The sequence below is a fragment of the Pseudoalteromonas sp. '520P1 No. 423' genome (assembly GCF_001269985.1).
Lineage (GTDB): Bacteria > Pseudomonadota > Gammaproteobacteria > Enterobacterales > Alteromonadaceae > Pseudoalteromonas.
Genome location: NZ_BBZB01000001.1, coordinates 157,474 through 177,543 on the forward strand (window position 1 = coordinate 157,474; position 20,070 = coordinate 177,543).

The following is a 20,070-nucleotide window of genomic DNA, read 5'->3' on the forward strand; positions in this document are numbered from 1 at the left end:
AAAGTATGACTAAAGTCGAACCCACGGTATGTTTTAGCAAACGCAAAGCTAAAAACCTAGCCTTATCTGAAAACTCAGATAAGGCTTATTAGTTAAACGTCACTTAGTGGCAAAAAATAACAATGACCCGCTGTTCTATAAGGTAAAAGATGGACTACTCGCAGTTAACATTAACCGGCATTATGCTTATATTAGTACTTTGTTTATTTGGTACTAAAATCAAGCCAGCTTGGTTATTTGCGTCTGCAGTAGGCACTAGCTATTTGGCTGGTATTATCGGCTTAGAAAATATGCTCATTAACTTTGCCAACCCGTCTCTTATTACCTTAGTATTACTTGTGCTCATTAGCATAGGCATCGAAAAAACATCATTAGTACGTAAATTATCAAATTCATTAGCCAAAGGTAGCTTATCGCAATCGGTCACTAAATTAGGATTATCAACAGCTTTTTTATCATCATTTACAAATAACACTGCCGTTGTTGCAACCCTAATTACCGCAGTAAAAGAAAACCCGACACATGCCCCCTCAAAGTTATTATTGCCTTTATCTTATACCGCTATTTTAGGGGGGACTTTAACTTTAATCGGCACATCTACAAATTTAATTATCAATGGTTTTGCTGTTGATGCAGGCATGAAACCTTTAGGTTTTTTTGACTTTACCTTAGTCGGTATCGGTGTTTTATCATCTGGTTTGATTGCTATTTTACTTTTATTAAAGCTGCTGCCTGATAACGGCAAAGAGCAAGAAGAAGTTGTGCCCTTTTATTTAGAAGGCAAAGTGATGCCTGGCTCTAAATTAATAGGTAAAAGCATTGAAGAAAACGGATTAAGAGAATTAAAAGACCTGTTTTTAGCTGAGATATTAAGAGATAAAAAACGCTTATGTGCTATTACGCCACAACAAGTTATAAAAGAAAATGACGTTTTACTTTTTGTAGGCGATATAAAATCAGTGCCATTATTATCTCAGTTTGATGGTCTAAAAGTTGTTCACGATAAAAATGAAATGAACATAGAGCACTTAGTTGAAGTGGTTGTGAGTCATGGCGCCTCTTTTATTGGGAAAACATTAAAAGAAGCAAAGTTTAGAGAGCAATTCAATGCTGCTGTAATCGCTGTTCGTCGTGGTCACGATAGATTGCAAGGCGGCTTAGGTAAAGTAGAGCTGCAAGCGGGTGATGCTCTGATCCTTGCGCCAAGTCCTGCATTTTATGAAAGCAATAATCTTAAAAGAGAATTTGTTTATATTTCAGGTCTTGATTTAAAAACATATTTAAACGATAAAAAATCTCATGCTGTATTTGCTAGCTTTTTAACTGTACTCGCTTTAGGTATTTCCGGTGTAGTGCCTTTAGTTAAAGGTTTAATGGTTTTACTGATAGCTTATTTACTAACTGGAATAATTAAACCGAGCGAAATTAAGCGACGATTCCCTATCGAGCTGTTAGTAATTGTAGGCAGTGCAATCGGCCTTGCAAAATTGATGATAAGTACAGGTTTAGCCCATGAAATATCAAGTATATTATCTATCGTACTTGGTGATTGGGGACCATATGGTGCGTTTATCGCTATTTTTATCCTCACTTTAATATGTACAGAGTTAATTACTAATAATGCCGCTGCAGCGCTTGCTTTCCCGATCGCTTATTCATTAGCATTAAATTTTGGTGTGAGTCCATTACCATATGTCATGGCTGTTGCTTTTGGCGCCTCTGCAAGTTTTATATCACCTTATGGTTATCAAACAAACCTAATGGTATACAGCGCTGGAAATTATAAATTAAAAGATTATATCACCATGGGTCTACCGCTTTCTGTTGTTTACTCTGCGACAGCGCTGATCCTTATTCCTCTGGTTTTTCCTTTTTAAACCATTTTTAGACACTGTATTCTAGGTAACATATATGAAAGATGAAAATGTAATTTGGCACCAACACGCCATTTCAAAACAAGACAGAGCTGAACAAAAAAAACATAAACCTTGCATACTTTGGTTTACCGGATTATCTGGTTCAGGTAAAAGCACTGTAGCAGGTGCATTAGAACACGCACTAAATGAATTAAATGTACATACCTATTTACTTGATGGTGACAATGTACGTCATGGTTTATGTAAAGACTTAAGCTTTACTGATGAAGACCGTCAAGAAAATATTCGCCGTGTGGGTGAAGTCGCTAAATTAATGGTTGATGCAGGCTTAGTGGTATTAAGCGCATTTATCTCACCTTTTTCAGCCGAAAGAAAACTTGTACGTGAATTGGTAGGTGAAGGTGAATTTATAGAAGTATTTTTAGATACACCAATTGATATATGTGAAACGAGAGATCCTAAAGGTTTATATCTAAAAGCCCGAGCAGGCGAGATTAAAAACTTTACGGGTATCGATTCTGATTATGAAAAACCAACATCGGCTGAAATAACTTTAAATACGGGTGAGAACTCAATTTCAGAATCTGTTGAGCAGCTAATTAGTTACTTAAAAGCCAATGGAGTGATTTCATCATGATGCAATCAAATACTTTAGAATCGCTATTAACGATAGCCAGAGATGCAGGCAAAGCAGCTATGGTTATTTATGATAAAGACTTCAATATTGAATACAAAGATGACAAAAGCCCAGTAACCGATGCAGATTTAGCAGCGCATAAGGTCATTGTAGCGGGTTTAAAGTCTTTAAGCCCTAACACACCAATATTGAGTGAAGAAAGTGCTGACATAAGCTGGGAAGAACGTCAGAAGTGGAATGAGTACTGGCTAGTAGATCCAATAGATGGCACTAAAGAGTTTATTAAAAAAAATGGTGAGTTTACTGTCAATATCGCTCTGATCCGTGATGGTAAACCAGTATTAGCCGTAGTCGACGCACCTGCATTGGGTTTTTCTTATTTAGCTGAAGAAAATATTGGCTCATTTAAAGATGATGGTAAATCAAGAACACAGCTCAAGGTAGAACGAAAGCAAGCGACAGGAACAATTCGCGTAGTTGGTAGCCGCTCTCACCCATCGCCAGAACTTGCAGAATATGTTAAACAATTTGATAGCGTAGAAATGGTATCAAAAGGTAGCTCTTTAAAGCTTTGTTTAGTGGCTGAAGGAACAGCTGATATCTATCCTAGATTGGGCCTGACAAGTGAGTGGGACACTGGCGCTGGCCATGCTATCGCTGAAATAGCTGGCGCTACAATTACTCAACTAGATGGCAGTCCGCTACTTTACAATACAAAAGAATCTTATTTAAACCCTTTCTTTATTGTTTCATCTTTAAAAGATTAATCACCTATATTTACAAATAGCGTATTAATTTGCGCTATTCAATCCCCCTACTTTTTATCCATATAAACAATCGAAAATTCACAGTTTAAAGCAGGTAAACTATTTGTATTTATTTGAGGTTTAAATACTTCCCCTGGCCTTAGTCCTAAATGAGTTTTCATGGTTTCGTGGGACTGTTGATAAGATTGAGGTTCAATAGATTTCCCCGTTAGTGTTAATTTTCTAGCTACATAAAGCCAAAACCCTGATATTTTATGTAGTTTATCATCTGTATAAGGTCGATTCTCATACTCCAAAACAAACTCTCCTGATTTGTTCAACTGTAAAGTTGCATCTGCACTCATACAGTCTTGTGTTGTCAAATAAGGCGGTAAATCTTCTTTATCTAAACGATTGGGGTTCTTCAAATACACCCCTATATTATTGTCAGAATAATAATGATTACCTTGCTTAAAGCGATAATGTTCTGCATTTGATAGACCAAATTCATTTAATATGGATTGAACTTGATTAATTAACTTTTGATCTGAAAAACCAATATTTGTTGCAAGAGACACATCAGAAAATTTTTGTGGAATATTAACTTGGGATTCATGCACAGATAAACCCTGTAACTTAAATGCATTTTTAAAATTTGATACCTGATTATGCGTATACCCCTGATTGATAATATATATTTTAGGAGATTGGCACCCAAATAATAAAACTAAGAGAATAATTAGGAGTCCTTTCATGATTGTGCCTATATAATTTAAAACTATAAATTACACGCGTAATCAAATTAAAACAAGTTATTTTATAAGCTAAATAATCTAGTTCACGTTATAATTAACCTGTATGTTGATAAATTCTAGAATGAGATAAACCAAATGTCAGATAACCCTCTTGAAATCGTAGCTGAAGTTGAACTTCAGGAAGAACCAATTGAACTTTGTAATCTATTGCAAATACTTGACCTAGTTGAGAGCGGCGGCCAAGCAAAGACAATGATCAGTGAAGGTTATGTAGGCTTAAATGATGAAGTATGTACACAAAAACGCCGTAAAGTATTTGGTGGCGATGTACTTAATTTTGGTGGCAATTTATACCAAATTTCACTTGCTGAAGATGGTGTAAGTTTAGATTCATTACCAGAAGTCGATTATGATAATGAAGCTCCAACTGAATACCCAAGTGCAGATACAACTGAAGAACCTAAGCTATCAAAAAATGCAAAATCCAAATTACGTAAAAAGAAAAATAAAGCTAAAAATAGTTCAAATGCAAGTGGACACAGATCTAAACTAAACCCAAATCAAGGTAAGTCAGAGACGACTGGTCGTAAGCCAATCTCGTTCGGCTAATGCTTATTTAGCCACTTATTCATAGCTGCCGCATAGGCAGCTTCATTAGCTGACTTTTCTCCTGGGCAAGGAACAGTTCCTGACGGCATTCCTAGTTTCGACATTTGAGAACCAAAAACTTCTACATAGCACTTTCCATCTTGTTTGAAGATATTGCCTGTTGCGCTTTGAACTAACACTTCAGATGTTAATTGTTGTTTATGTTCCTTAGGCACTGTAACTCTACCAATTTGAGGTTTACCAGACACTCTAGCTTTTGACTCAACAAACCTAGTATGCTCTTGGCTTATGATGTTACTTAAGCCAGAGTATGGATTAAGTTTCTTAAAGGTTTTAACTTTAATGCTTTTACTTTCTTCTGCCTTTTGAGCCATTTTTTGATTGCGTTTTTCTTTATTCATTACCTGTGGCGATTTATTTTTAAGAGTTTTATTAGATTTTAAGTCCTTCTTTTGCACTATCTCTTTTTTAGTTTTGAGTTGTTTTTTTTCTTTTAAGGTTTGTTCTTTTTGTAATAGCGCTTCCTGTTCCTTGTCAGAAACAATATAGGTTTTTAATACATTCTCTTTTTGTATTTTGACTTCTATTTTTGGATTCACTTTTAACAAACAAAAGACAATTACACCATGTAATCCAAGAGAAATTACAGCTGCACCTCCCCATTTTTTAATTTCCATTATTACTTTTTATTTTTGTTTGATTTTGGAACCTATATAGATAGGTACAAAAGGAAAAGGTTCATTTTTGTTAGCTTCTCTGCAACTCCTAACTTCTAAATTTGTATCATCCATTAGAAAGTACTTTTACAGTGAATAAAAAAATACGAGTTAACTTTATTTTATCCATAAAAAAACCCACTCCGAAGAGTGGGTTTTTAGACTAAAAACTTAGACTAGTATTAAAATACTAATTAAGCTTCAGAAACAACAGCAACTAAAGTCCAAGACTTAGTTTTAGAGATAGGTGCACATTCGCGAATAGTCACGATGTTACCTTCTACACAAGTGTTGTTTTCGTCATGTGCGTGTAACTTAGTTGTACGCTTGATGAATTTACCATAAATTGGGTGCTTCACCTGACGTTCAATAGCAACAACAATAGACTTGTCCATTTTGTTACTTACTACACGGCCTTGAAGAGTACGGATATTTTCGCTCATTATGCGTTTGCCTTCTGGTTGATAACCGTTTTAACACGCGCAATATCGCGACGTACTTTTCTTAGCAAATGTGTTTGTGCTAACTGACCAGTACTAGCTTGCATGCGCATGTTGAATTGCTCACGAAGAAGTTCTAGAAGTTCAGTATTTAGCTCTTCTACATTTTTGTCTTTAAGTTCGTTAGCGCTCATTACATCACCGTCCGAGTTACAAATGTTGTCTTGAATGGTAGTTTACAAGCAGCAAGTTCGAAAGCTTCACGTGCAAGCTCTTCAGGAACCCCTTCCATCTCGTAAAGTACGCGGCCTGGTTGGATTTCACAAACCCAATATTCCACACTACCTTTACCTTTACCCATTCGAACTTCAAGCGGCTTGTTTGTGATAGGCTTATCAGGGAACACACGTATCCAGATTTTACCTTGACGCTTAACGTGACGAGTCATCGCTCGACGAGCGGCTTCAATTTGACGTGCAGTCATACGACCACGGCCAACTGCTTTCAAACCGAAAGTACCGAAGCTTACTTTGTTACCGTTTTGTGCAAGACCGCGGTTGCGACCTTTATGCACTTTACGGAATTTTGTACGTTTTGGCTGTAACATTATTCGCTTCCTCTACTTAGCACTTTTACGTGGCTTTTTCGGACCGCGTTTAGATGGCTTTTCAACTTCAGTTTTAAGTGGTAAACCACCTATAACTTCACCTTTAAAGATCCAAACTTTGATACCGATAATACCGTAAGTGGTTGCAGCTTCAGCTGTTGCATAGTCGATATCAGCACGTAAAGTGTGTAGTGGAACACGACCTTCACGGTACCATTCAGAACGAGCAATTTCTGCTCCGCCTAATCGACCACCAACTTGTACTTTGATACCCTTGGCACCAATGCGAATTGCATTTTGTACTGCGCGCTTCATAGCACGACGGAACATAACACGACGCTCAAGTTGAGATGCAATGCTATCAGCAACTAATTGTGCTTCAAGCTCTGGTTTACGAACTTCAGAAATATTAATCTGAGCCGGAACACCAGCAATTTTTGTTACTGCTTTACGTAGCTTTTCTACATCTTCGCCTTTCTTACCGATTACAACACCCGGACGAGCCGTGTGAATTGTAACGCGGATAGATTTAGCTGGACGTTCGATTACGATCTTAGCAAGTGACGCGCTTTTTAGTGCCTTTGTAAGGTACTCACGTACTTGATGATCGCCGAAAAGCATTTCTGGAAATTCTTTAGAATTCGCGAACCAAGTAGAAACCCAAGGTTTCGATATACCTAGGCGAATACCAGTAGGATGAACTTTTTGTCCCATTACTATTACTCCTAGTTATCTGAAACCACAACAGTGATGTGGCTTGAACGCTTAAGGATACGGTCTGCGCGTCCTTTAGCACGTGGCATAATACGCTTCATTGTAGGACCATCGTCCACAAAGATCGTAGCTACACGTAGCTCATCAATGTCAGCACCTTCGTTATGCTCTGCGTTAGCAATAGCAGACTCAAGTACTTTTTTAACTAATACAGCAGCTGATTTGTTGCTGTACGCTAGGATTTCTAGAGCTTGATCTACCGCTAAACCACGGATTTGATCTGCTACTAGACGAGCTTTTTGCGCTGAGCCAGAGGCAAATTTATGTTTAGCTAATGCTTGCATTTTTTAACCCCTTATCTCTTTTTCGCTTTCTTATCTGCAGCATGGCCGCGATAAGTACGAGTTGGCGCAAATTCACCCAGTTTGTGACCGATCATTTCGTCTGTAACAAATACAGGTACGTGCTGGCGACCATTATGGACAGCAATGGTCAATCCGATCATGTTAGGTATGATCATTGAACGACGGCTCCAAGTTTTAATTGGCTTCTTATCACCGCTTTCCAAAGCTTTCTCTACCTTCTTCAGCAAGTGTAGGTCAATAAAAGGACCCTTCTTGAGAGAGCGTGGCATGGCTATTCCTCAATATTACTTAGTACGACGACGTACTATAAATTTATCCGTACGCTTGTTCTTACGCGTTTTAGCACCTTTAGTAGGCTTACCCCATGGAGACACAGGATGACGACCACCAGATGTACGACCTTCACCACCACCGTGTGGGTGATCAACTGGGTTCATGGCAACACCACGAACAGTTGGGCGAACACCGCGCCAGCGACTAGCACCAGCTTTACCTAAAGAACGAAGCATATGTTCAGCGTTACCTACTTCACCTAATGTCGCACGACAATCAGATTCAACTTTACGAACTTCGCCTGAACGAAGACGTAATGTTACATACTGACCATCACGAGCTAGGATTTGTACGTAAGAACCAGCAGAACGTGCAAGTTGTGCACCTTTACCTGGTTTTAACTCAACACAATGTACTGTAGAACCTACAGGCATGTTACGCATTGGTAATGTGTTACCAGGCTTGATTGGTGCATCAACACCAGACTGGATAGCATCACCGGCAGAAACGCCTTTAGGTGCAATGATGTATGAACGCTCACCGTCTGCATATAATACAAGTGCGATGTTTGCGCTACGGTTTGGATCGTATTCTAAACGCTCAACTTTAGCTGGGATGCCATCTTTGTTACGTTTAAAATCAACTACACGGTAATGATGCTTGTGACCACCACCAATGTGACGAACCGTAATACGACCATTGTTATTACGACCACCTGATTTTGATTTCTTCTCTAAAAGTGGTGCGTATGGTTTACCCTTATGTAGCTCAGAGTTTACCACTTTAACTAGGTGACGACGACCCGGAGAAGTTGGTTTACACTTCTGAAGTGCCATAATTCTAACTCCTAAATTACTCGGCGCCGCCGACAAAGTCTAGTTCACTACCTTCTTTAAGAGTAACGTACGCTTTTTTCCAGTCAGAACGACGACCGAAACGAGCACCTGTACGTTTTGTTTTACCCTTAACAAGTAATGTGCGAACACCCGTTACTTCTACTTCAAAAAGTTTTTCAACAGCAGCTTTAACTTCAGCTTTAGTTGCGTCTTTAACTACTTTAAAAACAACAGCGTTGTTTGTTTCAGCGTTAATAGTACTTTTTTCAGAGATGTGCGGGCCTAAAACAACCTTTAATAAACGCTCTTCACGGATCATGCTAATGACTCCTCAAGTTGCTTAACTGCAGCAGCAGTAATAAGAACCTTATCGAAAGCGATTAAGCTTACTGGGTCAATACCAGCAACGTCACGTACGTCAACCTTATAAAGGTTACGAGATGATAAGAATAAGTTCTCATCAACTTCTTCAGTAACGATAAGCACGTCTTTCAGCTCAAGCTCTTTAAGCTTAGCTGCAAGTTGTTTAGTTTTTGGCGCTTCTATGCCAAAGCTTTCAACAACAATTAAACGCTCTTGACGAACTAATTCGCTCAAGATACTACGGATTGCGCCGCGGTACATTTTACGGTTAACTTTTTGGCTGTGATCTTGCGGCTTAGCTGCAAACGTCACACCACCCGAACGCCAGATTGGGCTACGGATTGTACCAGCACGCGCACGGCCAGTACCTTTTTGATTCCACGGCTTTTTACCACCGCCACTTACTTCAGAACGAGTCTTCTGAGCTTTAGTACCTTGACGAGCACCAGCTGCAAATGCAACTACTACTTGGTGTACTAATGCTTCGTTAAACTCACGTCCAAAAGTAGCATCGGATACTTCAAGAGCGCCTTTAGCGTCTTTCAATACTAATTCCATTACTAAATCTCCAGGACTTATGCTTTAACAGCAGGTTTAACGATAACATCGCCACCGATAGCGCCAGGCACTGCGCCTTTAACTAACAGTAAGTTACGCTCAACGTCAACACGTACAAGTTCAAGGTTTTGAGTCGTTACACGCTCATTACCCATGTGGCCAGACATTTTCTTGCCTTTAAAAACCTTGCCCGGAGACTGGTTTTGACCGATTGAACCATGTGCACGGTGAGCAAGAGAGTTACCGTGAGTTGCGTCTTGCATTGCAAAGTTCCAGCGTTTAATTACGCCAGCATTGCCTTTACCTTTAGACTTACCAGTAACGTCAACTTTGTTTACGTCATTGAATAATTCTACAGTGATTTCTTGAGCAAGAGCGAACTCACCCTCATCACCGTTAAGGCGAAATTCCCACAGACCAAGACCAGCTTCTACGCCAGCTTTAGCAAAGTGACCTGCTTCAGCTTTATTTACGCGACTTGCTTTCTTAGTGCCTGCAGTTACTTGAAGCGCACTATAACCATCAACTTCTTCAGAACGAATCTGAGTGATGCGGTTAGGTGTTGCTTCGATAACCGTTACTGGAACAGATGCACCATCTTCAGTGAAGATACGTGTCATGCCCACTTTACGACCGACTAGACCTAATGCCATTTTCCTAAAACCTCTCTAATCTTCCGATTAACCCAGGCTGATTTGAACATCTACACCAGCTGCAAGATCAAGACGCATTAATGCATCTACAGTCTTATCAGTTGGTTCAACGATGTCTATCAGACGTTTATGGGTGCGGATTTCGTACTGATCACGCGCGTCTTTATTAACGTGCGGTGAAGTTAGTACTGTAAAACGCTCAAAGCGTGTTGGTAGTGGAATAGGACCACGAACCTGAGCGCCAGTGCGCTTCGCTGTTTCCACGATTTCCAAAGTTGATTGGTCAATCAATCTATGGTCAAAAGCTTTCAGGCGAATACGAATGCGTTGACTTGACATTCTTAAACCTCAAATATTAAAAAGAGCATTTAAAAAGAACACAATAGTACGCACTGATACACCTAAAAAACTAGTGTCAGTTGCGTTTATGCTCTTACCGATGAACTCCAAATCGGAGTTCTTGTTTAGTACGACTTGATATCCAAATCAGTACCTATTGCTTCCAGTTCAATACTAACCAAGTTAGTATTAATGATTCTGAAAGTTTGCGTATTATAGTGAAATTGATGATAAATGCAACAGTTTTATTAAACTAATTATTCTAACTGCTGCATGTATTGAGAAATGGTAATTAACTTATAATTAAACTAAATGCTCTCTTGATAAGTATTCTAAGGATTGCATTTCTTGTAAGCGACTAATGCAGCGCTTAAATTCAAAATCTAATGTGCCCGTATCGTATAATTGCGTTAGTTCGGCTTCAGCAGAGATAATTAAAGTCACGTTACGTTCATAAAATTCGTCTACTAAAGCAATAAATCTTCTTGCAGCATCATCATTTTGTCTACCCATCACTTTTACATTTGATAATAGTACAGTGTGATAAATTCGGCTTATTTCCATGTAATCTAATTGGCTTCGTGCAGTTTCACATAACTGTGTAAAATCGAACATTACGATACTGTCAGCTTCCATCCGCGTATTAAGCAAGCGCCCTTCAATCTCAATTTGCTGATCTTTATGCCCAAGCTCAGGAGATAACTTTTCGAAATATTCATACAAGTTTTTATCAGCTTGTTCATCTAAGGGGCTATGAAAAATCTCAGCTTGCTCAAGGGTACGTAATCTATAATCAATGCCTGAATCTACATTTACAACAATTGTATTTTCATTTACTAACTTAATCGCAGGCACAAACCGCGCTCTTTGTAACCCGTATTTATACAAGTCATCCGGAACGATATTTGAAGTAGCCACTAGAATAATATCGCGTTTAAATAATTCCTGCATCAAACCACCAAGCAGCATCGCATCGGTAATATCAGAAACAAAAAACTCATCAAAACAAATAATATCGACTTGCGCCTTAAAACTATCCGCTACTTTTTCAAGCGGGTTAGCAACATCATTTAATTTTTTTAATTCATCATGAACACGATGCATAAACCTATGAAAGTGAATACGCATTTTGCGCTCACCTGGCAGTGCATCAAAAAAGGTATCAACTAAATAAGTTTTACCTCGACCAACGCCCCCCCAAAAATATATACCTTTAATATTATTTTTTGCAGGTTTAGCCTTAAATATACGTGACAAAAAACCACTTTTAACTTCCTGCACATTTTGTAAATCATCATATAAACGCTGTAAATGTTTTACTGCATTTTCTTGCGCTGCATCGTAATGAAAATCGTCACTTTCAAGGTCTAATTGATATTTTTGCCAAGGAGTCATATAAATATACTTAAACTGGATTAATAAATAACACTAAATGTGTTTTTTATATTAACACGATGACCAAGTAAGCGTATATTTATAGTTAATGACTTATTTTTATTTTCGTTCAATTACAGGGGTATTTTATGACAACAATCACTTGGCTTTCTTTTATGGTAATCACCGCTATCGCTAGTTTTTTTGTTGGTACTGTTTTTACTAAACGTCAATATGAAAACGACGAGCTTGAGAAAGAAGTAGAAAAAGCAAAAAATGAATTAGAACAATATAAGCAAGATGTCGCTGATCATTTAGCAAGTACAGATAAATTAGTTGATAAAATGAAAGATAACTACGAGCAGCTTGCAACACATGTCCAACAGACCAACAAACTATTATTAGTCGATAATACTAAAGAAACGATGCCTTTCTTTTCAAAAGAAACGACAGAGCAATTACAAGCTTCACTTGATCAACTTGCAGAGCCTAAAGCACATGCTAATATTACGGATGCGCAGCCTGCTGATTATGCACAAGAGCACTCAGGCATTTTTTCTGGTAAGAAAGAGACAAAACCAACCAAAGAAGCGGTTTCTTAAATATTTTCTTACATTTAGATAAGTTTAATAATTTTAACTTGATGAACTTTTTTTTAACCCCATAGTCTTTAATAGGTAAGTTTAGGGATATTAAACCAACAATTTAATATCTCTGATGAAGTATTAAACAGGAGTACATTTAGACTATGAAAACAAAATTAACTTTATTAAGTGCTATTATTCTTTCTTCAAGCCTTTTACTTAACCCTAGTATTAGCCAAGCAAAATTACCCGTAGCTGTTAATGGGGAGCAACTTCCGACACTTGCACCTATGCTAGAAAAAATAACCCCAGGTGTTGTAAGTATTAATGTGACTGGTGCCAAAGAAGTGCGCCGCAAAGTCGACCCTAGAGAATTTTTCTTTGGTAATCCACGCCAACAACGCAGTCAAAAACAACCTTTTAGTGGTTTGGGTTCTGGCGTTATCATAGATGCTGATGAAGGTTTTGTTGTCACAAACAACCATGTGATCCAAGATGCCGAAAAAATCATTATAAAAATGCATGATGGTCGTGAATACCAAGCAGAACTTGTTGGCACAGATAAAGAATCAGATATAGCACTATTAAAAATTGATTCCGATAACTTAGTTGAAGTGAAATTAGCTAACTCAGATAAACTTCGTGTAGGTGACTTTACCGTTGCCATTGGTAATCCATTTGGTTTAAGCCATACGGTTACGTCAGGCATTGTAAGTGCTATGGGCCGAAGCGGTCTAAATATTGAAGGCTATGAAGACTTTATTCAAACTGATGCAGCTATTAACCAAGGTAACTCTGGTGGTGCTTTAGTTAATTTACGTGGTGAACTAATCGGTATTAATACGGCAATCTTAGGCGCCTCTGGTGGCAATGTCGGCATAGGCTTTGCTATCCCATCAAATATGATGAAAAACCTAGTAGATCAAATAGTAGAGCATGGTGAAGTTAAACGTGGCACTTTAGGCATTTCAGGCAGAACGCTTAATGCTGGCATTGCAAAAGCACAACAACTTGATGTTAAGCAAGGTGCGATTGTAATGAGTGTGAGTGAGGATTCAGCAGCATCAGAAGCAGGCATTAAAACAGGCGATGTTATTGTTGGTGTAAATGGTAATGATATTCAAGGGTTTCAAGAACTCCGCAGTAAAATATCTACCTTAGGCGAAGGTAAAAAAGTAAAGCTACAACTTATTCGGGATGGTAAAAATAAAACTGTTAAAGTCACTTTACGTGGTGCGCAATTAGCAAAAGTTGAATCTGACAAACTTCACCCTATGTTACGTGGTAGCGCGCTTGAAGTTGGTAAAACGAAAGATGACACTAAAGGTATCGTCGTAACAGAAGTTGACGAAAGATCGCCTGCAGCACGTGTTGGTTTTGAAGCGGGTGATGTCATTATGCAAGTAAACAGAAAACGCGTATCTAATTTACGAGAATTAACCGATTCACTTAAAGATGTGAATGGCAATATTGTATTAGGTATAAAACGTGGCCATGAATCTATTTTCTTATTAATTCAATAATATTTAATACAAATAAAATTTAAAAAGAAACAATATTCTGTATTGTTTCTTTTTTTGTGTCATTTTCAGTCATTTATGCCATCATAGTGATATTCGTATTTAGTAGTTTATTTCCTTGTGCTTAAATCCTTAAAATTTTTACTCTCACCTATCTTAATTGGACTAGGAATCGCTTTCTTAGTTTTATTAATGAAGCCATCACTAAGGCCTGCGTTTTGGCCCGCTAACATTTTATTCTCAGAACAATCAAACACGATTACACAATCCCATTTAACATTCGCAGATGCAGTACAAAAATCAGCACCGGCAGTTGTGACTATCTATTCTGAGAGCTTTAGCAGCCAACCTCGCTACGCAAGCCAAAGAGCTGCTCAAGAGTTGGGATCTGGTGTTATCATGTCTGAAGATGGGTATATATTAACTAACTATCATGTTATTAATAATGCTGACCAAGTTATTGTTATTTTAGCTGATGGACGTCAATTTAATGAAGCGCAATTAGTTGGCTTTGATACTGTTACGGATTTAGCATTGTTAAAAATAGATGCTAAACAATTACCTGTTGTACCAACTGAAGATAGTTTTTTACCACAAGTAGGTGATGTCGTTTTAGCAATTGGTAATCCGCTAAATTTAGGCCAAACCATTACTCAAGGCATTATTAGTGCGACAGGAAAGCAAAATATATCTCAAAGCTCACATACCAATTTATTACAAATGGATGCAGCTATAAATGTAGGTAACTCAGGCGGTGCACTCGTTAATTCCAATGGTATTTTAGTTGGTATTAATTCAGCCCAATTTAGAGCAAAACGTAATATCGATATTCAGGGGATTTTCTTTGCAGTACCTTATTCAATTGCAAAAGATGTCATGAAGAAACTCATTAAGTATGGCCAAGTGGTAAGAGGCTACTTAGGATTTGCAGCAACTGCTGTCGATAGCTCAGGGGAAGCTATTAGAGATCAGTTTAGTAAGGTTTCAGGTATGCGAATTAATAACTTAGACCCACTAGGACCCGCTTGGCAAGCTGGTTTGCAAAATCAAGATATCATCATTAAAATTGATGACCAGTCCGTTATAAACATACAACAAACATTAGAACTAATAGGTAATACCAAACCAGGTACTGTAATGGACTTTGAGTTAATACGTAATTCGAAAAAGCATACAATAGCAGTGACCGTAATGGAATTAGAACCTGTGTTATAGCGCAGTTCATTAATACTGTTGACATAAAAAACGCGTCTTATAACGCGTTTTTTTATTTTAGGTGGAGTTCGAGTCTTAAAGAAGTTTAAGCATTTCGTCTTTTAATATTTGCACCTAAAGCACTGAGTTTATCTTCAATCTTTTGATAGCCACGATCTACATGATAAATGCGATCTACAATTGTTTCGCCTTTAGCTATTATACCCGTAAGAATTAAGCTTGCCGAAGCACGCAAATCAGTTGCCATAACCTGTGCGCCAGTTAATTGCTGAGTTTCACCACAAATGGCTGTATTACCTTCGAGACGAATATTTGCACCCATACGCTGTAGTTCAGGTACATGCATAAAACGATTTTCGAAAATCGTTTCTGTAATCGTCGCACTACCATTAGCTACAACATTAAGCGCTGTAAACTGTGCCTGCATATCAGTTGGAAAACCAGGATGTGGCATGGTTTTTATATTGACGGCTTTTAATTCACGATTACGCATATCTAAGTAAATAGTGTCATCTGTTACTTCAACCAGTGCATTTGCTGCACGTAACTTTTCAATAACAGGGTCTAAGCTCTGGTCGGTATTTTTACATAAAACTTCACCACCACTCATTGCTGCGGCAACTAAAAATGTACCAGTCTCAATGCGATCAGGTAATATTTTATGTTCACAGCCTTGAAGTTGTTCTACACCTTCAATTTCAATGCGATCCGTACCAGCTCCTATAATTTTTGCACCCATACCAATTAAGTATTTAGCTAAGTCAATAATTTCAGGTTCTCTGGCTGCATTTTCAAGTACAGTAATACCATCAGCTAATGATGCTGCCATCATCAGGTTTTCTGTTGCGCCAACACTCACCATATCCATAAAGATATTGGCACCTTTTAAACGCCCTGATACTTTTGCGTTTATGTAGCCGTTTTCAACTTCAATATCTGCACCCATTTTAACTAGGCCATTGATATGTAAGTCAACAGGTCGTGCTCCAATAGCACAGCCACCAGGAAGTGAGACTTGCGCCTCACTAAAACGCGCTAATAATGGTCCTAATGCCAAAACTGAAGCACGCATTTTTTTAACTAAATCGTAAGGTGCTAAAGTTTGATCAACCGTGCCGCCATTAATAAGCAAGCTATCATCTTGCCATTCTATTTTTGCACCTAAACAACTTAATAAAGCTTCGGTTGTTTCAATATCACGTAATCTAGGCACATTTAAGAAAGTACTTGTGCTATTAGCAAGTAATGATGCAAACAATATTGGCAGCGCCGCGTTTTTTGCGCCTGAAATGGTAACTTCGCCAGCAAGCGTGCTACCACCTTGTATTATAAATTGTTCCATTTCACTCTCCTTATTGAGGAAGAATGAATTTGCGCTCTCTTTCCCATTCTACAGGGGTAAAAGCACGAATTGACACAGCATGGATAGTGCCATCCGCAATAGAGTCTTTTAATGGCGCATATACAAGTTGCTGTTTTTTAACTCTGCTCACGCCATCAAAACAATCACCTACTGCAATCACTTCAAAATGGTTACCATTTGCTGTCACACGTATATCTGTAAGTGATAAGCTTTCTTTTAATATTGTTTCTACTTGATTCGGTTCCATTAGCTCTTTACTCAAATAAGTGACTTACCTGACCTAATTGCATTAATTTTTGCAGCTGCTCAGGTATATTGTTTAATTCAAGGCGAATGCCTTGCTGCCGTAATTCAGATAATATGTGAATTAACCAAGCTAAGCCAGCAGTGTCAACCCTTAATACTTCTGAAAGGTCAAAATTAATACAATCATCACCTTTTGAGGCTATTTTTTTTATATTAGAATGCGCCATCACTGTTTCACGGCTCATTTCACCAGATAAATTAAAATGACCGTTTGATTCATGTATTAAATTAAGTTTGGTCATTGAAATTATTTACCTTTAGCTTGAACCGGAAGCTTACTTTTGTTTTCAAGTAAAGTGATCACATGATCTATGCCTTCTTTACGTATGATACCGTGCAATTCACTTTGTTTAGCATCTAATAAACTAATACCTTCAGCAACCATATCGTATGCACGCCATTGACCTTTTTTACTCTTTTTCATTTTAAATGAAATACGAATATCAGGTTTACCTTCCTCAACAATGCGTGTGCCGACTTTTACTTTAGTTTTTTTATCTAACTTTTGAGCAGGGTCAAATTTAACAACTTGATCAGTGTATTGTGTAAAAACACCTGCATAAGTTGTTACTAAATAACCTTTAAATACACCAATAAAACGTTTAATTTTTGCATATTCTTTTTTCCTTTCTACTTTATCTTCAATATTTTTAACTTTACTGATGTAGCTACCAAGTACTTTTAGTGCTGCGTATTTATAGTCAATATAAGGTAATAACTCTTCTTCAACGACGACCTTTAAATGGTTTGGATCATCATTTATAACACTCTGATCTTTAGCTAAGCGATCAAATGTATTACCCGCAATCTCTTTAATCGCTACATATGGATTTTCAAGTGATACTTGCTCCGCCGCTGCGATATTAGAAAATAAAATTATGATTATTGATAAAATTAAAACTGTAATTTTGTTTAGCATGGTTATTCGCTACCCTGATTAAATAAAAACTGACCAATTAATTCTTCTAAAACTAATGCTGATTTAGTATCTGTAATAAAATCACCATCAACCAATATCTTTAATTCTTCTTGCCCAAATAAATCATTTAATTCATCATCTGCATCTGATTCACTGATTAATACACCTGGATTCAAGCCTAAATATTGCTCACCTAAAATACCAGAAGTTAATATATTGACCGCTGTTGTCTCAGAAAAATTGCTGTAATCTGTAGATATTTCCATAGCAACAACTGGTAAGTAGTCACTTTTATCCAGTGTGATACTTGTAACTCTTCCGATTACAACACCACCAACTTTAATTGGTGAACGCACTTTTAAAGAACCGATATTTTCAAACTTCGCATTTAATGTGTAAGTTTCGCCAGTTGAACCTATACCAGCATTAGCAACATTTAATGCCAACATAACCAACGCTAAAACACCTAATGAAACAAAAAAACCTACTAAAATTTCTATTTTCCTTGAAACCATTACTTTTTACCTTGTAAAACTAAATTTTTATCAATTATTAACTGCTGAACATTACTGCTGTTAATACAAAATCAAACCCTAAAACCGCTAATGAAGACTGCACAACCGTTTTTGTTGTTGCATTACTAATACCTTCTGACGTTGGGATACAGTCATACCCTCGGTACAAAGCAATCCATGTAATTAGAAAAGCAAAAACAACTGTTTTAATAATTCCGTTTAAAATATCTTTCTCAAAAGACACTTCCGCTTGCATGATTGACCAAAAGCTTCCGGTATCAACTCCAAGCCAATTTACGCCAACCAAATGAGCACCTAATATGCCTACAGCAGAAAAGATTAACGCTAATAACGGCATACTGATCATACCCGCCCAAAAGCGTGGCGCTATGATTCTTTTTAAAGGATCTACCGCCATCATTTCTAAACTACTCAGTTGCTCAGTCGCTTTCATTAAACCTATTTCAGCCGTTAGCGCACTACCTGCGCGGCCTGCGAACAATAAAGCGGTCACTACTGGGCCTAATTCTCTTAATAAACTAAGCGCAACTAATGGCCCTAAACTGCCTTCCGCACCATACCCTTGTAAAACAGTATAGCCCTGTAAAGCCAATACCATACCGATAAATAAACCAGATACGATAATTATAATAAGAGATAAAAAACCAACAGAGTAAAGTTGCTTAATTAATAATGGCGTGCCTTTTTTAAAGTTAGGGAGACTAAATAAGGCGCCTAACAATAAACTTGTGGCTCTACCTATAGAAGAAAAACGCTCAATAGTTGATTTCCCCCACCTTTGCCAAAAAGCAATCATTGTAGCTCTCCTTCGCTTTGTTCTAACAACAAATCTTTTGCATAATCTTTTGCTTCAAAATGAAATGGTACAGGGCCATCAGATAACCCTTGTAGAAATTGTTGTACCAAAGGTGATTCATGTTTTAGCATATCTTCTGGCGAACCTTCTCCTATTACGCCCTTATCAGCAATAATAATGACATGATCTGCAATGCTCATTACCTCTGTTACATCATGGGTGACAATTAATGAACTTATATTGAGTACATTGTTTAAAGACTTTATTAATTTTACCAATACACCCATCGAAATAGGATCTTGTCCGGCAAAAGGTTCATCGTACATAATAAGATCTGGGTCTAATGCAATCGAACGCGCTAAAGCAGCACGTCTTGCCATACCACCAGATAACTCTGAAGGCATTAAATCTTTTGCGCCACGTAAACCAACCAGTTCTAACTTCAGTAATACAATTATGCGGATCAGCTCTTCATTTAATGTTGTATGCTCTCTTATAGGAAATGCAACATTGTCAAAAACAGACATATCCGTAAATAATGCACCGCTTTGAAATAACATACTCATTTTTTTTCGAGCTTGATATAAAGTCTTACGCGACATTTTAGGAATACTATTTTGCTCAAATAAAATATCACCTGACTCAGGTTTAAGCTGGCCACCAATAAGCCTAAGCATAGTTGTTTTACCTATACCGCTTGGCCCCATTATGGCTGTGATCTTACCTTTAGGCACACTAAAGGACATGTTTTTATAGATAACACGCTCACCCCTTGTAAAGGTCACATCCTTGATTTCAACTATGTTTTGCGACAAGTCGCTCTCCAATACATTTTTGCTGGAGGGTATTTTAAGCTTTTTTTAACATTTTGGGACAAAATAAAAGTAAAATTTTGTAAGAAAAAGCAATTGAGTTGTGTGGAAGTATGATTATTAGCCAAAATAACTTTACATGCGAACAATATTGCCA

The 20,070-nt window shown here is 37.6% G+C and carries 28 protein-coding genes; 7 read left to right on the plus strand and 21 right to left on the minus strand.

Annotation, left to right across the window (positions count from 1 at the left end):
* Nucleotides 1-149: 149 nt before the first annotated feature.
* From PSA_RS00660 to cysQ, 3 genes are read left to right on the plus strand one after another with little or no spacing between them, the layout of a single operon-like run.
* Nucleotides 150-1,877, plus strand: coding sequence for an SLC13 family permease (locus tag PSA_RS00660; RefSeq protein ID WP_042146767.1), 1,728 nt, complete (start codon nucleotides 150-152; stop codon nucleotides 1,875-1,877).
* 34 nt (nucleotides 1,878-1,911) lie between these two features.
* Entirely contained in the window at nucleotides 1,912-2,514 is a 603-nt protein-coding gene (cysC, locus tag PSA_RS00665) for an adenylyl-sulfate kinase (RefSeq protein ID WP_042146770.1), read from the plus strand.
* On the plus strand, nucleotides 2,511-3,281 hold the full coding sequence (cysQ, locus tag PSA_RS00670; RefSeq protein ID WP_042146772.1) for a 3'(2'),5'-bisphosphate nucleotidase CysQ: 771 nt from the start codon (nucleotides 2,511-2,513) through the stop codon (nucleotides 3,279-3,281). The genes cysC and cysQ overlap by 4 nt, the downstream gene beginning before the upstream one ends.
* A gap of 47 nt (nucleotides 3,282-3,328) precedes the next feature.
* Here the strand turns inward: cysQ and PSA_RS00675 are convergent, their stop codons facing one another.
* On the minus strand, nucleotides 3,329-4,015 hold the full coding sequence (locus PSA_RS00675; RefSeq protein ID WP_042146773.1) for a hypothetical protein: 687 nt from the start codon (nucleotides 4,013-4,015) through the stop codon (nucleotides 3,329-3,331).
* Nucleotides 4,016-4,150: 135 nt separating this feature from the next.
* Here PSA_RS00675 and PSA_RS00680 point away from each other — a divergent pair, with 135 nt between their 5' ends.
* Nucleotides 4,151-4,624: an RNA-binding S4 domain-containing protein gene (locus tag PSA_RS00680; protein ID WP_042146775.1), complete on the plus strand. Its 474-nt coding sequence runs from the start codon at nucleotides 4,151-4,153 to the stop codon at nucleotides 4,622-4,624.
* Here PSA_RS00680 and PSA_RS00685 read toward each other — a convergent pair.
* The 13 genes from PSA_RS00685 to zapE all read right to left on the minus strand — a co-directional run bounded on the left by PSA_RS00685 (nucleotide 4,621) and on the right by zapE (nucleotide 11,883).
* Nucleotides 4,621-5,301, minus strand: a complete 681-nt coding sequence (locus PSA_RS00685; protein ID WP_042146777.1) for a hypothetical protein — start codon at nucleotides 5,299-5,301, stop codon at nucleotides 4,621-4,623. The genes PSA_RS00680 and PSA_RS00685 overlap by 4 nt on opposite strands.
* Nucleotides 5,302-5,534: 233 nt before the next feature.
* Nucleotides 5,535-5,783: a 30S ribosomal protein S17 gene (rpsQ, locus tag PSA_RS00690; RefSeq protein WP_042146779.1), complete on the minus strand. Its 249-nt coding sequence runs from the start codon at nucleotides 5,781-5,783 to the stop codon at nucleotides 5,535-5,537.
* Entirely contained in the window at nucleotides 5,783-5,974 is a 192-nt protein-coding gene (gene rpmC / locus PSA_RS00695; RefSeq protein WP_042146781.1) for a 50S ribosomal protein L29, read from the minus strand. The genes rpsQ and rpmC overlap by 1 nt, the downstream gene beginning before the upstream one ends.
* On the minus strand, nucleotides 5,974-6,387 hold the full coding sequence (gene rplP / locus PSA_RS00700; RefSeq protein WP_042146783.1) for a 50S ribosomal protein L16: 414 nt from the start codon (nucleotides 6,385-6,387) through the stop codon (nucleotides 5,974-5,976). The genes rpmC and rplP overlap by 1 nt, the downstream gene beginning before the upstream one ends.
* Before the next feature lie 12 nt (nucleotides 6,388-6,399).
* Nucleotides 6,400-7,101: a 30S ribosomal protein S3 gene (rpsC, locus tag PSA_RS00705; protein WP_042146785.1), complete on the minus strand. Its 702-nt coding sequence runs from the start codon at nucleotides 7,099-7,101 to the stop codon at nucleotides 6,400-6,402.
* A gap of 11 nt (nucleotides 7,102-7,112) precedes the next feature.
* Nucleotides 7,113-7,445: a 50S ribosomal protein L22 gene (gene rplV / locus PSA_RS00710; RefSeq protein WP_042146786.1), complete on the minus strand. Its 333-nt coding sequence runs from the start codon at nucleotides 7,443-7,445 to the stop codon at nucleotides 7,113-7,115.
* 11 nt (nucleotides 7,446-7,456) lie between these two features.
* Nucleotides 7,457-7,735 carry a 30S ribosomal protein S19 gene (gene rpsS, locus PSA_RS00715; RefSeq protein ID WP_010367084.1) on the minus strand — a complete coding sequence of 93 codons (279 nt, stop codon included), beginning with the start codon at nucleotides 7,733-7,735 and terminating at the stop codon, nucleotides 7,457-7,459.
* 15 nt (nucleotides 7,736-7,750) lie between these two features.
* Entirely contained in the window at nucleotides 7,751-8,575 is an 825-nt protein-coding gene (rplB, locus tag PSA_RS00720; RefSeq protein ID WP_042146790.1) for a 50S ribosomal protein L2, read from the minus strand.
* Nucleotides 8,576-8,591: 16 nt separating this feature from the next.
* Nucleotides 8,592-8,894: a 50S ribosomal protein L23 gene (gene rplW, locus PSA_RS00725; RefSeq protein WP_042146792.1), complete on the minus strand. Its 303-nt coding sequence runs from the start codon at nucleotides 8,892-8,894 to the stop codon at nucleotides 8,592-8,594.
* Nucleotides 8,891-9,496 carry a 50S ribosomal protein L4 gene (gene rplD / locus PSA_RS00730; protein ID WP_042146794.1) on the minus strand — a complete coding sequence of 202 codons (606 nt, stop codon included), beginning with the start codon at nucleotides 9,494-9,496 and terminating at the stop codon, nucleotides 8,891-8,893. The genes rplW and rplD overlap by 4 nt, the downstream gene beginning before the upstream one ends.
* Nucleotides 9,497-9,513: 17 nt before the next feature.
* A complete protein-coding gene (gene rplC, locus PSA_RS00735) occupies nucleotides 9,514-10,149 on the minus strand; it encodes a 50S ribosomal protein L3 (protein WP_042146796.1) in 636 nt (211 codons plus the stop codon).
* A 27-nt stretch (nucleotides 10,150-10,176) separates the two neighbouring features.
* On the minus strand, nucleotides 10,177-10,488 hold the full coding sequence (gene rpsJ, locus PSA_RS00740; protein ID WP_042146798.1) for a 30S ribosomal protein S10: 312 nt from the start codon (nucleotides 10,486-10,488) through the stop codon (nucleotides 10,177-10,179).
* 303 nt (nucleotides 10,489-10,791) lie between these two features.
* The gene (gene zapE / locus PSA_RS00745) at nucleotides 10,792-11,883 is read right to left on the minus strand and encodes a cell division protein ZapE (RefSeq protein ID WP_042146800.1); all 1,092 of its coding nucleotides are present in this window, start codon (nucleotides 11,881-11,883) and stop codon (nucleotides 10,792-10,794) included.
* A gap of 128 nt (nucleotides 11,884-12,011) precedes the next feature.
* Here zapE and PSA_RS00750 point away from each other — a divergent pair, with 128 nt between their 5' ends.
* From PSA_RS00750 to PSA_RS00760, 3 genes are all read left to right on the plus strand, one after another.
* Entirely contained in the window at nucleotides 12,012-12,464 is a 453-nt protein-coding gene (locus PSA_RS00750) for a YhcB family protein (protein ID WP_042146802.1), read from the plus strand.
* Between the two features lie 146 nt (nucleotides 12,465-12,610).
* Complete coding sequence (locus PSA_RS00755; RefSeq protein ID WP_042146804.1) at nucleotides 12,611-13,969, plus strand: DegQ family serine endoprotease; 1,359 nt, start codon at nucleotides 12,611-12,613, stop codon at nucleotides 13,967-13,969.
* Nucleotides 13,970-14,086: 117 nt separating this feature from the next.
* Nucleotides 14,087-15,181: a trypsin-like peptidase domain-containing protein gene (locus PSA_RS00760; RefSeq protein ID WP_042146805.1), complete on the plus strand. Its 1,095-nt coding sequence runs from the start codon at nucleotides 14,087-14,089 to the stop codon at nucleotides 15,179-15,181.
* A gap of 85 nt (nucleotides 15,182-15,266) precedes the next feature.
* Here PSA_RS00760 and murA read toward each other — a convergent pair whose 3' ends face one another.
* From murA to PSA_RS00795, 7 genes are read right to left on the minus strand one after another with little or no spacing between them, the layout of a single operon-like run.
* Nucleotides 15,267-16,523, minus strand: coding sequence for a UDP-N-acetylglucosamine 1-carboxyvinyltransferase (murA, locus tag PSA_RS00765; protein ID WP_042146808.1), 1,257 nt, complete (start codon nucleotides 16,521-16,523; stop codon nucleotides 15,267-15,269).
* Nucleotides 16,524-16,533: 10 nt separating this feature from the next.
* Complete coding sequence (locus PSA_RS00770) at nucleotides 16,534-16,791, minus strand: BolA family protein (protein ID WP_042146867.1); 258 nt, start codon at nucleotides 16,789-16,791, stop codon at nucleotides 16,534-16,536.
* 7 nt (nucleotides 16,792-16,798) lie between these two features.
* The gene (locus PSA_RS00775) at nucleotides 16,799-17,092 is read right to left on the minus strand and encodes a lipid asymmetry maintenance protein MlaB (protein WP_042146809.1); all 294 of its coding nucleotides are present in this window, start codon (nucleotides 17,090-17,092) and stop codon (nucleotides 16,799-16,801) included.
* 5 nt (nucleotides 17,093-17,097) lie between these two features.
* The gene (locus tag PSA_RS00780) at nucleotides 17,098-17,769 is read right to left on the minus strand and encodes a phospholipid-binding protein MlaC (protein ID WP_042146811.1); all 672 of its coding nucleotides are present in this window, start codon (nucleotides 17,767-17,769) and stop codon (nucleotides 17,098-17,100) included.
* A 2-nt stretch (nucleotides 17,770-17,771) separates the two neighbouring features.
* Nucleotides 17,772-18,284: an outer membrane lipid asymmetry maintenance protein MlaD gene (mlaD, locus tag PSA_RS00785; RefSeq protein ID WP_042146813.1), complete on the minus strand. Its 513-nt coding sequence runs from the start codon at nucleotides 18,282-18,284 to the stop codon at nucleotides 17,772-17,774.
* Between the two features lie 37 nt (nucleotides 18,285-18,321).
* Nucleotides 18,322-19,101 carry a lipid asymmetry maintenance ABC transporter permease subunit MlaE gene (gene mlaE, locus PSA_RS00790; RefSeq protein ID WP_042146814.1) on the minus strand — a complete coding sequence of 260 codons (780 nt, stop codon included), beginning with the start codon at nucleotides 19,099-19,101 and terminating at the stop codon, nucleotides 18,322-18,324.
* Nucleotides 19,098-19,916 carry an ATP-binding cassette domain-containing protein gene (locus PSA_RS00795; RefSeq protein ID WP_082305592.1) on the minus strand — a complete coding sequence of 273 codons (819 nt, stop codon included), beginning with the start codon at nucleotides 19,914-19,916 and terminating at the stop codon, nucleotides 19,098-19,100. The genes mlaE and PSA_RS00795 overlap by 4 nt, the downstream gene beginning before the upstream one ends.
* Nucleotides 19,917-20,070: the final 154 nt, after the last annotated feature.